The organism is Flavobacterium sp. PMTSA4, assembly GCF_032098525.1.
Lineage (GTDB): Bacteria > Bacteroidota > Bacteroidia > Flavobacteriales > Flavobacteriaceae > Flavobacterium > Flavobacterium capsici.
In genome coordinates this window covers 1571278-1584944 of record NZ_CP134890.1, presented here as the reverse complement: position 1 = coordinate 1584944, position 13667 = coordinate 1571278, and the positions used below count along the sequence as shown (strand labels likewise).

The 13667-nt window shown below is 32.8% G+C and carries 14 protein-coding genes; 13 read left to right on the top strand and 1 reads right to left on the bottom strand.

From position 1 onward, the window contains the following. Positions 1 to 33 precede the first annotated feature (33 nt). The gene (locus tag RN605_RS07270) at positions 34 to 1932 is read left to right on the top strand and encodes a tetratricopeptide repeat-containing sensor histidine kinase (protein WP_313323662.1); all 1899 of its coding nucleotides are present in this window, start codon (positions 34 to 36) and stop codon (positions 1930 to 1932) included. Between the two features lie 201 nt (positions 1933 to 2133). Then, positions 2134 to 2781, top strand: coding sequence for a response regulator transcription factor (locus RN605_RS07265; protein ID WP_313323660.1), 648 nt, complete (start codon positions 2134 to 2136; stop codon positions 2779 to 2781). Here the strand turns inward: RN605_RS07265 and RN605_RS07260 are convergent, their stop codons facing one another. Next, a complete protein-coding gene (locus RN605_RS07260) occupies positions 2782 to 3090 on the bottom strand; it encodes a rhodanese-like domain-containing protein (protein WP_313323658.1) in 309 nt (102 codons plus the stop codon). It lies immediately after the preceding gene. A gap of 99 nt (positions 3091 to 3189) precedes the next feature. Here RN605_RS07260 and RN605_RS07255 point away from each other — a divergent pair, with 99 nt between their 5' ends. From RN605_RS07255 to paaZ, 11 genes are all read left to right on the top strand, one after another. Next, positions 3190 to 3759: a TetR/AcrR family transcriptional regulator gene (locus tag RN605_RS07255; RefSeq protein ID WP_313323656.1), complete on the top strand. Its 570-nt coding sequence runs from the start codon at positions 3190 to 3192 to the stop codon at positions 3757 to 3759. Between the two features lie 123 nt (positions 3760 to 3882). Next, on the top strand, positions 3883 to 4956 hold the full coding sequence (gene paaE, locus RN605_RS07250) for a 1,2-phenylacetyl-CoA epoxidase subunit PaaE (protein ID WP_313323654.1): 1074 nt from the start codon (positions 3883 to 3885) through the stop codon (positions 4954 to 4956). 29 nt (positions 4957 to 4985) lie between these two features. After that, positions 4986 to 5942, top strand: a complete 957-nt coding sequence (gene paaA, locus RN605_RS07245; protein WP_313323652.1) for a 1,2-phenylacetyl-CoA epoxidase subunit PaaA — start codon at positions 4986 to 4988, stop codon at positions 5940 to 5942. Further along, the gene (gene paaB, locus RN605_RS07240; protein ID WP_313325806.1) at positions 5942 to 6226 is read left to right on the top strand and encodes a 1,2-phenylacetyl-CoA epoxidase subunit PaaB; all 285 of its coding nucleotides are present in this window, start codon (positions 5942 to 5944) and stop codon (positions 6224 to 6226) included. Before paaA ends, paaB begins: the two co-directional genes overlap by 1 nt. 1 nt (position 6227) lies before the next feature. Further along, positions 6228 to 6980 (top strand): 1,2-phenylacetyl-CoA epoxidase subunit PaaC, encoded by a 753-nt coding sequence (gene paaC / locus RN605_RS07235; protein WP_313323650.1) that lies wholly within the window; start codon positions 6228 to 6230, stop codon positions 6978 to 6980. A 1-nt stretch (position 6981) separates the two neighbouring features. Next, on the top strand, positions 6982 to 7482 hold the full coding sequence (gene paaD, locus RN605_RS07230; RefSeq protein ID WP_313323648.1) for a 1,2-phenylacetyl-CoA epoxidase subunit PaaD: 501 nt from the start codon (positions 6982 to 6984) through the stop codon (positions 7480 to 7482). 63 nt (positions 7483 to 7545) lie between these two features. Further along, on the top strand, positions 7546 to 8328 hold the full coding sequence (locus RN605_RS07225; RefSeq protein WP_313323646.1) for an enoyl-CoA hydratase-related protein: 783 nt from the start codon (positions 7546 to 7548) through the stop codon (positions 8326 to 8328). A gap of 1 nt (position 8329) precedes the next feature. After that, positions 8330 to 9478 (top strand): 3-hydroxyacyl-CoA dehydrogenase NAD-binding domain-containing protein, encoded by a 1149-nt coding sequence (locus RN605_RS07220; RefSeq protein ID WP_313325805.1) that lies wholly within the window; start codon positions 8330 to 8332, stop codon positions 9476 to 9478. Next, positions 9478 to 9885, top strand: a complete 408-nt coding sequence (locus RN605_RS07215) for a PaaI family thioesterase (RefSeq protein WP_313323645.1) — start codon at positions 9478 to 9480, stop codon at positions 9883 to 9885. Before RN605_RS07220 ends, RN605_RS07215 begins: the two co-directional genes overlap by 1 nt. Before the next feature lies 1 nt (position 9886). Beyond that, on the top strand, positions 9887 to 11089 hold the full coding sequence (gene pcaF, locus RN605_RS07210) for a 3-oxoadipyl-CoA thiolase (protein ID WP_313323643.1): 1203 nt from the start codon (positions 9887 to 9889) through the stop codon (positions 11087 to 11089). A gap of 45 nt (positions 11090 to 11134) precedes the next feature. After that, positions 11135 to 13630, top strand: a complete 2496-nt coding sequence (gene paaZ / locus RN605_RS07205; protein ID WP_313323641.1) for a phenylacetic acid degradation bifunctional protein PaaZ — start codon at positions 11135 to 11137, stop codon at positions 13628 to 13630. The last annotated feature ends 37 nt before the right edge of the window (positions 13631 to 13667 follow it).

Below are 13667 nucleotides of genomic sequence, written 5' to 3'. Positions count from 1 at the left end.
ACTTTTTATATTTTTAGAGAATAAACAATATTCATGAAACAGTTTTATATTTTCTTATCATTTGTTGTATTCAATTTTACTTATGGTCAAAATAAAAATCTTCAAGAACTTCTAGGTAAAGCATTTACATCCGTCGATTCTTCGGATTATTATTTTAAAATGGCAAAAAAAGCCATTAAGAATAAAACAGATGAAGGTCAATATTATTTTTGTAAAAATGCTCGTTGTACAGATTTTAATCAATTAGATAGTGCTGTAATTTATGGTGAAAAAGCCATTAAACTTTTACAACGAAAAGAGGATTTGAACTCTTTATTGACAGTTTATTTAAATCTTAATAAAGTCTACAACAACCAAGGACAATATGAAAAAGCTATTGATTATACTTTAAAATGCTTGAAAATTGCCGAAAAAGAAAACAATCAAGCTTGGATAATACTCTGTTATTCTATTTTGGCGGTTGATTATCATGACTATGAAAGTTTTGAAAAAGGAATTGAATATGGCAAAAAAGCTTTAAAAATTCTAGAGAAAAACGAAAAAAATCTAAAAAAACATTGGCACACACTTAATGCAATTGCCATAAATTATGATGATTGGAACAAACCCGATAGCGCTTTGTTTTATCATAAAAAAGCATTAAGTTATTTTAAAGGAAGTGATACTTTGTCTATTCCAACTACTTATAACAATATTGGAAATACTTTATTAAAACAAAAAAAATATAAAGAAGCCAAAAGATGGTTGACTTCAGGTTTAAAAATTACTGAGATAAATCATAAAAAGAATAATGACATTGAAAATGTTCCATATTATTATGGATTGGCAACTTTGTATACCAATCTTGCAATAATTGATTCTGAGTTAAAGAATTATTCTTCTGCAAAAGATTATTTTGCTAGAGCATATGAATTTTCCAAAAAAAGTAATAGTGCTGAAAAATTGCGTGATTTGTACGCATCAAGAGCAAAATATTATACAAGAATTAAAGATTTTCAAAAAGCAGTTGCTGACCAGGAACAGTATATAAAAATAAGAGATTCAGTTTTTGACGAAGAACGAAATAAAGTTTTTTCTGAGCTAGAAGTAAAATATCAAAATGAAAAGAAAGAAAAAGAAATACTTCAGGCAAAAGCCAATATTGTAAAAAAAGAAACAGAAATAAAAACAAAAAACACTCAGTTTTTGATTTTATCTTTGATTACAATTGGTTTGATAGTGATTTCTGTTTTAATATATCGACAACAAAAATTAAAACGAAATCAAGAACAACAAGAATTTGAATTAAAGTCGGCTATTGATAAAATTGAAACTCAAAACAAGTTACAAGAACAACGCCTTCAAATTTCAAGAGATTTGCACGATAACATAGGTTCGCAACTAACGTTTATAATTTCTTCTGTAGATAATGTGAAATATGCTTTTGATATAAACAATTCAAAGCTTGATGATAAATTGTCTGGAATAAGTGATTTTGCAAAATCAACAATAATTGAACTTCGCGATACTATTTGGGCAATGAATAAAAGCGAAATTACTTTAGAAGATTTGCAAACCAGAATTCACAATTTTGTTGAAAAAGCAAAATTGGCTAAAGACGAAATTGACTTTAGTTTTGATGTAGATGATGATTTGAAAGAAGTAAAATTTTCGTCAGTTGAAGGTATGAATATTTACAGAACTATTCAAGAAGCTATTAATAATGCTATCAAATATGCAAGTGCATCATCAATAAAAATATCAATTTCAAAAAAGGATAATAAAATGAAAATAACAATAAAAGATGATGGCGTTGGATTTTCATTTGACGAAATAAAACTAGGAAATGGTATCAATAACATGAAAAAAAGAATAGATGATATTGGCGGAAAATTTGAAATCAATTCATCTAAAAACAACGGTACTTTCGTAATTTTAGAAATAATAATTTAAAACAAAAACATTCAAATACGTCATTTGTCGTATTTTTTTATCGATTTTATATAAACACCTTTGTAATTCAAATTGTGGTTGTTTGAAAAAAATAGAAGATAAAAACTGGTTGTTTTTATTGTTGTCCTTTTCAAACCATAGAAGTAATAAGTACACTTTTGGATTTGGAAAGGACTTTTTTTAATCCACTTTTAATTTTAAATGCTGATAAGAATAGCCATAGTTGATGATAATGTTTTTTTGCAAAAAGCCATTGCAGAAAAACTTTCTTTTTTTGAAGATTTGACATTAAAATTTACTGCAATTGATGGTAAAGATTTACAGCAGAAATTAGAAAAAGACAAAAATCTCGATTTAATTTTAATGGACATAGAAATGCCATTATGTAATGGAATTGAAGCCACAAAGATTATCAAGTCAAAATTTCCTCAGATTAAAATCATCATGCTTACCGTTTTTGATAATGATGAAAACATTTTTAATGCAATAAAAGCAGGCGCTGATGGTTATTTACTAAAAGAAGTAAACCCAAAAGAATTATATCAGGGAATTATTGAAACTTTGAATGGTGGTGCAGCAATGAATCCTTCAATAGCATTAAAAACTTTGAAACTTCTCAGAAATCCTGTTGATTTTGAAAATAGAGAACAAGAAGATATTAAGCTTACAACTCGAGAAGTAGAAGTTCTGGAACAATTGAGCAAAGGACTAAACTATAATCAAATTGCTGAAAATCTTTTTCTTTCTCCTTCTACAGTTAGAAAACATATTGAGAATATTTATAATAAACTTCAGGTGCATTCTAAGATTGAAGCCATTCAAAAAGCTAGAGATAATAATATTATTTAGTTACAATTTACTTTCTAAACTTTGCCATCCGCCGCCATTCATACATTCAATACCATTATTTTTAAGAATTGAAGCCGCTTGAGCACTTCGCATTCCGCTTCTACAACAAACAATTATAGGTTTGTTTAATTTTTTAATTTCTTCAACTTTTGCAGATATTGTATCAAGTGGAATATTTTTAGAATTTTTAATATGTCCTTCTCTATATTCACCAACAGTTCTCACATCAATAATTATTGCGCCTTTTTCAACAAAATCTTTTACGCTTTCTGATTTTCCAGATAAACCTAATATGTTTAACAATCCCATAGTTTTAGTTTTAAATTAATTACAAAAGTATAGCAATAAGAACCAGTTGTAAGTAACAAAAGTTACCTAAGCCGAAATTATTTTTATATTTGAAAGCATATGAAAGTAAACGATAGAAAAACTGAAATCATAAATTGTGCTGCAAAACTTTTTAAAGAAAAAGGATATAGCGCTGTAACCATGCGTGATATTGCACAAGCCATGAACATAAAAGCGGCAAGTCTATACAATCATATAAAATCCAAGCAAGAAATTTTAGTTTTGATTGTGATTGACATAGCCGAAGAGTTTACAGCTGTTATGAATGATATTGTATCTTCTGAAACTTCTACCATCCAAAAAATTGAGAAAGTAATTCAGCTACACATTGACATTACACTTAGAAATCCTGAAGCTTTAGCTTGTTTAAATAATGATTGGATGCATTTAACAGATGAAGAATTAGTTTATTTTATCAAAATGAGAGAAGAATATGAACAGAATTTTAGAGAAATTATTTTGAAGGGAATTGAAAATAACGAGATAAAAAACCTGAATTCTGAGGTTATTATTTTTTCTATGCTTTCAACTTTACGTACACTTTACCTTTGGTATGGAAAGAAAAAAGGGCTAACCGAAACTTCGCTAAGAAACCATATGTCAGAAGCACTTCTTAGAGGAATTGTTTGATGTAATCTTTTACTTTATAAGCTAAACGTTAAAAAATTATAACGTTTTCGTAAACAATTAAAAAATTGATTAAATTTGCATAGTAAACTAACAATTGTTAGTTTTTGTAATTATTTCAATTAAATGGCAAAATTTTACAATATTCAAGTTCAAGATATTGACAAAGTAACAAAAGATTGTTCGGTAGTTACTTTTCTAATTCCTGATGAATTAGTTCCAGAATTTCAATATAAACAAGGACAACATTTAACACTAAAGTCAGTTATTGATGGACATGAAGAACGACGTTCTTATTCATTATGTTCAAGTCCAGTTGAAAATAAATGGCAAGTTGCCGTAAAAAAAATTAATGGTGGTTTGTTCTCATCATTTGTAAACGAAACATTAAAAAAAGGAGATTTTATTGAAATCATGCCGCCAAGTGGAAAGTTTAATGTTGATGTTGATTCAGATAAAGCTAAAAATTATATTGCATTTGCTGCAGGAAGTGGAATTACACCTATACTTTCTATCATAAAAACACATTTAGCAAAAGAACCAAATAGTACATTCAAATTGTTTTATTTGAATAGAAGTGTAAAAACAATTATCTTTAAAGAAGAAATTGAACAGCTGAAAAACAGATACTTTGGTCGTTTTGAAATATTTCATTTCTTAACAAAAGAACATAGAAGTGTTGAGTTATTTAACGGACGTTTCACAAAGGAAAAAATGCAACTTCTAGCAGATAAAATTATTGATATTCCATCGGTAGATGATTGTTTTCTTTGCGGACCGGAAGATATGATTTTTCTTTTACGGGATGAATTAAATGCTGCTGGTTTAGAAAAAGATAAAATTCATTACGAATTGTTTACATCTGGAATTTCAGATGAAGACAAAGAAAGAATAAAAAGAATTGTTGAGCACAAAGCTGAAGGAACCGATGTAACCATTATTGATGGAGGAAAAGAGTTTCACTTCGTCATGGATGAAGCTTATGATAACATTCTTGACGGTGCTTTAGCTGCTGGTGCTGATTTGCCTTTTGCCTGTAAAGGTGGCGTTTGCAGTACTTGTAAATGCAAAGTTTTAGAAGGCGAAGTAGAAATGAAAGTAAACTATGCGCTCGATGCTCATGAAGTGGCAAAAGGTTTGGTTTTAAGTTGTCAAGCTGTGCCAACAACCGATAAAGTGGTTGTAGATTTTGGTGTTTAAACTAATTGTCAATTATTAATTGAAAAGTTATGTCAGAAAAAGAAATTAAGAATTTAGAAGAAATTTTCGATGCAAAAATTGCACGCGACGAAAAAATCGAACCAAAAGATTGGATGCCCGAAAAATACCGTCAAACGCATATTCGTCAAATTTCTCAACATGCACATTCTGAAATTGTTGGAATGTTGCCAGAAGGAAATTGGATAACACGTGCACCTTCTTTAAAAAGAAAAGTTGCTTTACTTGCAAAAATTCAGGATGAAGCAGGTCATGGTTTGTATCTTTATTCTGCTTGTGAAACTTTAGGTGTTTCAAGAGAAGAATTGTATGAACAATTGCATTCAGGTAAAGCAAAATATTCTAGTATTTTTAATTATCCAACATTAACTTGGGCTGATATGGGTGCAATTGGTTGGTTAGTTGATGGTGCAGCCATTATCAATCAAGTGCCGTTGTGTTCTACTTCTTTTGGTCCATATGCAAGAGCAATGGTTCGTGTTTGTAAAGAAGAAAGTTTCCATCAGCGTCAAGGATTTCAAATTATGATGACTTTGGCAAATGGAACTCCAGAACAAAAAGAAATGGCTCAAGATGCTTTAAATCGTTGGTGGTTTCCATCACTAATGATGCTTGGACCAACTGACGATGCTTCAGTTCACACCGAACAATCTATGAAATGGAAGTTGAAACGAAAAACTAATGATGAATTGCGTCAGCAATTTGTCGACCAAACGGTTCCACAAGCGGATATGATTGGTTTAACAATTCCTGATCCAACTTTAAAATGGAATGAAGAAACGCAACATTATGAATTTGGAGAATTAGATTGGGATGAGTTTTGGCAAGTAGTAAAAGGTCACGGACCATGTAATAAAGAACGTATTTCTGCTAGAGTAAATGCATGGGAAAACGGAAAATGGGTTCGCAATGCTGCTATGGCATATGCCGAGAAGCAAACAAATAATGAAGAAAAACAAGCAATATAATTATGAAAAATTGGCCGCTTTGGGAAGTATTTATAAGAAGTAAAAACGGATTAGAACATCGTCATTGTGGTTCATTGCATGCAAGCGATGCTACAATGGCTTTAGAAAATGCTCGTGATGTTTATACTAGAAGAATGGAAGGTGTAAGTATTTGGGTTGTTCCATCAGCTCAAATAACAGCTTCTAATCCAGATGATAGCGCTGAACTTTTCGAGCCAGCAAAAGATAAAGCTTATCGTCATCCAACTTTTTATGAACTTCCAGACGAATTGAAACACATGTAAGATGAAAGAAAATTTAATTCAATACATCTACGGAATAGCAGATAATGACTTGATTTTAGCTCAACGTCTAGGAGAACTTTGTGGTCATGGACCAAGTTTGGAAACCGATATTGCAATGACCAATATTTCTCTCGATTTGTTTGGACAAGTAAGAAGTTATTACCAATATGCTGCTAAAATATTGGGTAATGAATCAACAGAAGACACTATTGCTTTTTTAAGAAATGAAAGAGAATACAAAAATGTGCTTCTAGTAGAACAACCAAATCGTGATTTTGGATATACAATTGCAAGACAATTTTTATTTGATAATTTTCACTTGTTACTGTTGAATGAATTACAAAATAGCAAAGATGAAATCCTTGCTGCCATTGCTAAAAAAAGTATCAAAGAAGTAAGTTATCATGTGCGTTTTTCTTCTGATTGGATAAAACGATTGGGTGATGGAACTGAAGAAAGCCATTCTAGAATTCAAACCGCTATAAATTATTTGTGGGTTTATACAGACGAGTTATTTCATGTGACTGATGCTGATAAAGCTATGATTAATGAAGGAATTGGAGTTGATGTTCGATCACTAAAAGAACCTTTTTATAAAAAAATAAATGAAGTTCTAGAAGAAGCAACATTACAAACACTAGATATTCAATATTTCCAAAAAGGAGGAAAACAAGGCATTCATACAGAACATTTAGGTTATTTATTAACTGAAATGCAATACATGCAACGCACTTTTCCAAAAATGGAATGGTAAAATGACACAAACTTTAGAACATATCGACCAAAAACTATTCGAAATACTCGAAACAGTTTCAGATCCAGAAATTCCGGTTTTATCAATAATGGAAATGGGAGTTGTTCGTTCGGTAAAGAAAGTTGATAATGTTATTGAAGTTCAAATAACACCAACCTATAGTGGTTGTCCTGCGATGGATGTTATTGGTGAAGATATTGTAAAAGCATTTAAAGACAAAGGTTACAAAGCCAAAGTTGAATTAATATTATCACCAGCTTGGACAACCGATTGGATAACAGAAAAAGGTAGAAAAGCGTTAGAAAAATACGGAATTGCTTCGCCATTATCTGAATCAGCGGATAAAGAAGCACTTCTTGGAAATAAAAAAGTAGTGAAATGTCCACAATGTGGTTCATTCAACACAAAATTAGTTAGTCAGTTTGGGTCAACAGCATGTAAAGCATTGTTTAAATGCGAAGATTGTTTAGAACCATTTGACTACTTCAAATGTTTAAAATAAATATGCGAATTTGCGGTTTTAGTCTTTGCGACTTTGCGACTTTGCGAAAAACATAATTAAGGTATGAGCAATTCAATTGAATTAAAAATTGAAAATAAAATAGCATTTATAATACTGAATCGTCCAGACGTTTTCAATAGTTTCAATCGCGAAATGGCATTGTCTATGCAAGAAAAATTAGATAATTGTGCTAGCGATTCAAATATAAGAGCCATCGTAATTTCCGGAAACGGAAAAGCATTTTGTGCCGGACAAGATTTAAAAGAAGTTACAGAACCAGAATTGAATCCAGGTTTTAGAAAAATATTAGAAGAACACTACAATCCAATCATCAAAAAAATTAGAACTATCGAAAAACCTATTATAGCTGCTGTTAATGGCGTTGCCGCTGGTGCTGGAGCAAATATTGCTTTAGCTTGTGATGTAGTTGTAGCTGTTGAAAGTGCAAGTTTTATTCAAGCATTTAGCAAAATAGGATTAATTCCAGATAGTGGTGGAACATTTTTTTTACCTAGATTAATTGGTTTTCAAAAAGCTTCTGCTTTAATGATGCTTGGAGATAAAGTTTCAGCTGTTGAAGCTTTGAACATGGGAATGATTTATAAAATATTTCCAACAGGATTGTTTGAAGAAGAAGTTAAAAGTTTAGCTGAAACGTTAGCCAATATGCCAACAAAAGCACTAGGATTAACCAAACGCTTATTAAATCAATCAATGACAAATGATTTGGTTGCCCAATTAGATTTAGAAAGTGATTTACAAATTGAAGCCAGTTCTTCCAATGATTATAAAGAAGGTGTGACGGCCTTTGTAGAAAAAAGAAAACCAGAGTTCAATGGAAACTAAAATGAAAGTAGCAGTTATTGGTTCAGGAACAATGGGTAGCGGAATTGCGCAAGTTGCCGCAACTGCTGGTTGTGAAGTAAAAGTATTTGACACTAATCAAGAAGCATTAAATAGAAGTAAAGCTAATCTCGAAAATATTTTATCTAAATTAGTTGAGAAAGAAAAAATTTCTGAAAAAGTTAAGTTTGAAATTACCAGTAATGTTTCTTTTGCAAACACTTTAGGCGAATTATCACATTCTGATTTGATTATTGAAGCAATAGTTGAAAATTTTGAAATTAAGAAAAAACTATTTGCCGATTTAGAAAATTATGTTTCTCCAGATACTATTTTAGCATCCAATACATCATCATTATCCATAACTTCCATTGCAGCTTCTTGCCATAAACCAGAACGTGTTATTGGAATTCATTTTTTTAATCCAGCACCATTAATGCAATTAGTGGAAGTTGTTCCATCAATTCAAACTAGTGAAGAGGTTTTAAATAAAACAGTTCAAACTATTTCTGATTGGAAAAAAGTAGTTGCTGTAGCAAAAGACACACCAGGATTTATAGTAAATCGTGTAGCTCGACCATTTTACAGCGAAAGTTTGCGAATTCTAGAAGAAGGTTTTGCTGATATGGCAACAATCGATTGGAGTTTTAAAGAAATTGGTAGTTTCAAAATGGGACCATTTGAATTAATGGATTTCATTGGTCACGATGTAAATTATGTAGTAACCGAAACCGTTTTCACAGCATTCTATTTCGACCCAAGATACAAACCATCATTAACCCAAAAACGTTTAGTCGAAGCAGGTTATCTTGGAAGAAAATCAGGAAGAGGTTTTTATGATTACAGTAAAGATTTGCCAAAGCCAACAGAAGATAGAATCAAAGCACAACAAATATTCGACAGAGTTTTAGTAATGTTAATTAACGAAGCAGCCGATGCTTTCTTTTTAAACATTGCATCAGCGAAAGACATCGATAATGCCATGACCAAAGGAGTAAATTATCCAAAAGGATTATTAGCTTGGGCAGATGAAAAAGGAATCAATTGGTGTGTTGAAAAATTAGACGAATTATACAACGAATACCGTGAAGATAGATACCGTTGCAGCCCAATTTTGAGAAAGATGAATAAAGAAAATAAAACCTTTTTTTAATGGAAGGAACAAAAATACCATACAAAATGCTTTCTCTTGATGCTTACAGTCAATGGTTAGGTATCGAAATTTTAGAATGTGAAATAGGACGATGCAAAGTAGCGATGACCGTTAGAAGAGAAATGCTGAACAGTATGAACAAAGCACATGGTGGAATAACCTATTCCTTGGCTGATACAGCATTTGGATTTGCCGCCAATACTCATGGAAGGTTTGCCGTTTCTATCGAAACTTCTATTAATCACATAGAAGCTGTAAATGAAGGTGATTATTTGGTTGCCGAATCTATCATAGAAAAAGTAAATAATAAACTCGGATTTAATATTATCGAAGTAAAACGCGGCGATGAAATGGTAGCACTTTTCAAAGGAGTTGTTTATCGAACACAAAAAGAATGGGAACAATAAAATGGAAGCATACATAATAGACGGAATACGTACACCAATTGGAAGTTATCAAGGAAGTTTGTCATCAGTTCGACCAGATGATTTAGGTGCATTGGTGATTAAAACAGTAGTAGAAAATAATCCAAACATTCCAAAAGAAGCTTATGACGATGTGATTATGGGTTGTGCCAATCAAGCTGGAGAAGACAATCGTAATGTGGCGAGAATGTCTTTATTATTAGCAGGATTACCTTATACTGTGCCTGGAGAAACCGTAAACCGTTTGTGTAGTTCGGGATTATCAGCCATTATTCACGCCAATCGTGCCATAAAAGCAGGTGACGGACACATTTTTATCGCTGGCGGAATTGAAAACATGACTCGCGGACCATTGGTAATTTCAAAACCATCTTCTGCTTATGGTACTGATAGTAAAATGTACGACAGCAGTTTTGGATGGCGTTTCATCAATCCTAAAATGCATGCCATGTATGGCACAGATGGAATGGGAGAAACAGCCGAAAACCTAGTGGAAAATTATTCGATTTCAAGAGAAGATCAAGATAAATTTGCCTTAAACAGTCAAATGAAAGCAACAACTGCTCAAAATTCAGGTCGTTTGGCAAAAGAAATTGTTCCGGTTGAAATTCCACAACGAAAAGGCAATCCTGTTGTTTTTGCAAAAGATGAATTTGTAAAACCAACAACATCATTGGAAGTTTTGTCAAAATTACGTCCAGCTTTCAAAAAAGACGGAAACGTAACCGCAGGAAATTCATCAGGTTTAAATGATGGCGCAGCAGCAACAATTATTGCTTCAGAAGAAGCTGTAAAAAAATATAATCTAAAACCATTGGCAAGAATTGTCAGTTCTGCAGTAGTTGGTGTAGAACCAAGAATAATGGGAATTGGTCCGGTTGAAGCAACTAAAAAAGCGTTGGCAAAAGCCAATTTAACCTTAGATCAAATCGACATCATAGAATTAAACGAAGCCTTCGCTTCACAAAGTATAGCTTGTTTACGCGAATTAGGCTTAAAAGACGATGACGCAAGAGTAAACCCAAATGGTGGTTCCATAGCAATCGGACATCCATTAGGAGTAACAGGAGCAAGAATTGCCTATTCAGCAGCATTAGAATTACAACTGACTCAAAAAAGATACGCATTAATCACAATGTGCATAGGAGTAGGACAAGGTTATGCAGCAATTATCGAAAGAGTATAAAAAATAAAACTTAGCGAAAAACCTTTGCGGTCAAATAAACATAATATGAAGTTACAAAACTACATAAACGGAAGTTGGGTTGAAGGACAAGGAGAAGGAACTCCAATGTTCGATGCAGTAACTGGCGAAATAATTGGATTTTCTTCCACAGAAGGATTAGATATTCCTAACGTTTTAGAATACGGAAGAACAACAGGTGGCGAAAAACTTCGAAAAATGACCTTCCAAGAAAGAGGAAACATGATCAAATCATTAGCCTTATATCTTACCAAAAAGAAAGAAGCTTTTTACGAATTAAGTTACCGAACAGGAGCAACCAGAATCGACAGCTGGATTGACATAGAAGGTGGATTCGGTAATTTGTTTGCTAATGCATCTTTACGAAAATTATTCCCAAACCAACCGTTTCATGTAGAAGGTGATCCAATCGACTTATCAAAAGGTGGTCGTTTTATGGCACATCATATTTTGGTTCCAAAACACGGTGTTGCGGTTCACATCAACGCATTCAATTTCCCAGTTTGGGGAATGTTAGAAAAATGTGCCGTGAATTGGATGGCAGGAATGCCAGCTGTAGTCTTGCCAGCACCACAAACGGCTTTTTTAACAGAAGCTGTAGTTAGAGAAATAATAGCATCAAACATTTTACCTGAAGGAGCTTTACAATTATTGAGTGGTATGACAAAATCTATCTTAGATACTGTAAATTCTCAAGATGTTGTAACGTTTACAGGTTCAGCCCATACAGGAAAATTACTAAAAAATCATCCAAGATTAATCGAAGAATCTGTACCATTCACTATGGAAGCCGATTCTTTAAACTGCTCAATTTTAGGAAAAGATGCCGTTCCAGGCACACCAGAATTTGATTTATTCGTAAGAGAAGTCAAAAACGAAATGACCGTTAAAGTCGGACAAAAATGTACAGCAATCCGAAGAATAATTGTTCCAGAAGAATTAATAGATGATGTTCAAAAAGCTTTGGCATCACAATTAAATAAAGTCACTATTGGTGATCCAAGATTAAAAGAAGTTCGAATGGGAGCTTTGGTAAACAAAACCCAAGTCGAAAGTGTAAAAACCCAAGTAAACAAAATCGCTCAAACAGCACAAATGGTCTACGGAAACTTTGATGAAGTTCAAACTATTGGAGCAGATGCAAAAAAAGGTTCGTTCTTGAAACCGATTTTAATGCGTGAAAATAATCCATTTACAAATACAGCATGTCACGAAATTGAAGCTTTCGGTCCGGTTTCAACAATAATGCCTTATAAAAACTTAGAAGATGCTATCACTTTATCGCAAATGGGTAAAGGTTCGTTAGTTTCTTCCATTTTCACTTATGATGATGCTATTGCAAGAGATTATGTAATCGGAGCAGCATCACATCACGGTCGAATTTTAGTAGGAAATCGTGAAATGGCAAAACAAAGTACAGGTCACGGTTCACCATTGCCAATGTTGGTTCACGGTGGTCCAGGTCGTGCTGGTGGAGGAGAAGAAATGGGTGGAGTTAGAGGAATCAAACATTACATGCAACGTTGTGCAATTCAAGGTTCACCAACAACAATTACAGAAATCACAGGTATTTATCAAGCCAATGCCAAATATAAAGAAGCACCAGAACATCCTTTCAAATACCATTGGGAAGAGATTCAACCTGGAATGTCGTTGAAAACGCATAAGCGTACAGTTACTGATACAGATATCATCAATTTCGCCAATTTAACTTGGGATCATTTTTATGCACATACCGATATTACTTCGCTTGACGGAAGTATTTTCGAAAAAAGAACTGCGCATGGCTATTTCATTTTAGCTGCAGCAGCGGGATTATTTGTTTATCCAAACAAAGGTCCGGTTGCGGCAAATTACGGTTTGGAAGAATGTCGTTTTTTACGTCCAATTTATCATAATGATACAGTATATGTGCGTTTAACATGCAAACAAAAAATAGAACGTGATGTAGCTTCAGCTGAACATCCAAGCGGAATTGTAAAATGGTTTGTTGAGGTTTTTGATAGTGAAGATGAATTAGTAGCAGTAGCAACTATTCTTACTATGGTTCAGAAAAAACAAGAAACATTTGTGGAGATGACAGATGAAAAAATCGAAGAATGCATCAACAAATTGACAGAAAACACAAAACCAAAATGGGGAATTTTAACGCCTCAACATTTGTTGGAACATTTAGAGCACGGTTACAGAATCATGTCAGGTGAAATTCAAGATTTTGAAGTTGCAACACCCGAGAAAATTTTAGATAAAGTACACAATTCATTATACAATTACGATAAATTCCCAATGGGAACCTCTTTTCCAACCATGAAAAAAGGAGAAGTAGAAGTATTAGTTCATCCCGATTTTGAAACAGCAAAAGCCAAGTTTTTCGAAGCCAGACAAGCTTACAAAACCTTTTTCAAAGAAAACCCAGAAGCAAAAGTAAAGAATATGGTCTTCGGAATTTTAAATAAATATGAAAATTATTTGCTTGAACGCAAGCATCTTAACCATCACTTCGAACAATTCGATTTGATATAAAATAATTAGGAGCTATTTCCTGCTATCCGTTGCAATC

What these genes read in the sequence shown, in the direction of transcription:
- RN605_RS07270 (WP_313323662.1), top strand. Translation starts at nt 34, where the DNA reads ATGAAACAGTTTTATATTTTCTTATCATTTGTTGTATTCAATTTTACT.
- RN605_RS07265 (WP_313323660.1), top strand. Translation starts at nt 2,134, where the DNA reads ATGCTGATAAGAATAGCCATAGTTGATGATAATGTTTTTTTGCAAAAA.
- RN605_RS07260 (WP_313323658.1), bottom strand. Translation starts at nt 3,090, where the DNA reads ATGGGATTGTTAAACATATTAGGTTTATCTGGAAAATCAGAAAGCGTA.
- RN605_RS07255 (WP_313323656.1), top strand. Translation starts at nt 3,190, where the DNA reads ATGAAAGTAAACGATAGAAAAACTGAAATCATAAATTGTGCTGCAAAA.
- paaE (WP_313323654.1), top strand. Translation starts at nt 3,883, where the DNA reads ATGGCAAAATTTTACAATATTCAAGTTCAAGATATTGACAAAGTAACA.
- paaA (WP_313323652.1), top strand. Translation starts at nt 4,986, where the DNA reads ATGTCAGAAAAAGAAATTAAGAATTTAGAAGAAATTTTCGATGCAAAA.
- paaC (WP_313323650.1), top strand. Translation starts at nt 6,228, where the DNA reads ATGAAAGAAAATTTAATTCAATACATCTACGGAATAGCAGATAATGAC.
- paaD (WP_313323648.1), top strand. Translation starts at nt 6,982, where the DNA reads ATGACACAAACTTTAGAACATATCGACCAAAAACTATTCGAAATACTC.
- RN605_RS07225 (WP_313323646.1), top strand. Translation starts at nt 7,546, where the DNA reads ATGAGCAATTCAATTGAATTAAAAATTGAAAATAAAATAGCATTTATA.
- RN605_RS07220 (WP_313325805.1), top strand. Translation starts at nt 8,330, where the DNA reads ATGAAAGTAGCAGTTATTGGTTCAGGAACAATGGGTAGCGGAATTGCG.
- RN605_RS07215 (WP_313323645.1), top strand. Translation starts at nt 9,478, where the DNA reads ATGGAAGGAACAAAAATACCATACAAAATGCTTTCTCTTGATGCTTAC.
- pcaF (WP_313323643.1), top strand. Translation starts at nt 9,887, where the DNA reads ATGGAAGCATACATAATAGACGGAATACGTACACCAATTGGAAGTTAT.
- paaZ (WP_313323641.1), top strand. Translation starts at nt 11,135, where the DNA reads ATGAAGTTACAAAACTACATAAACGGAAGTTGGGTTGAAGGACAAGGA.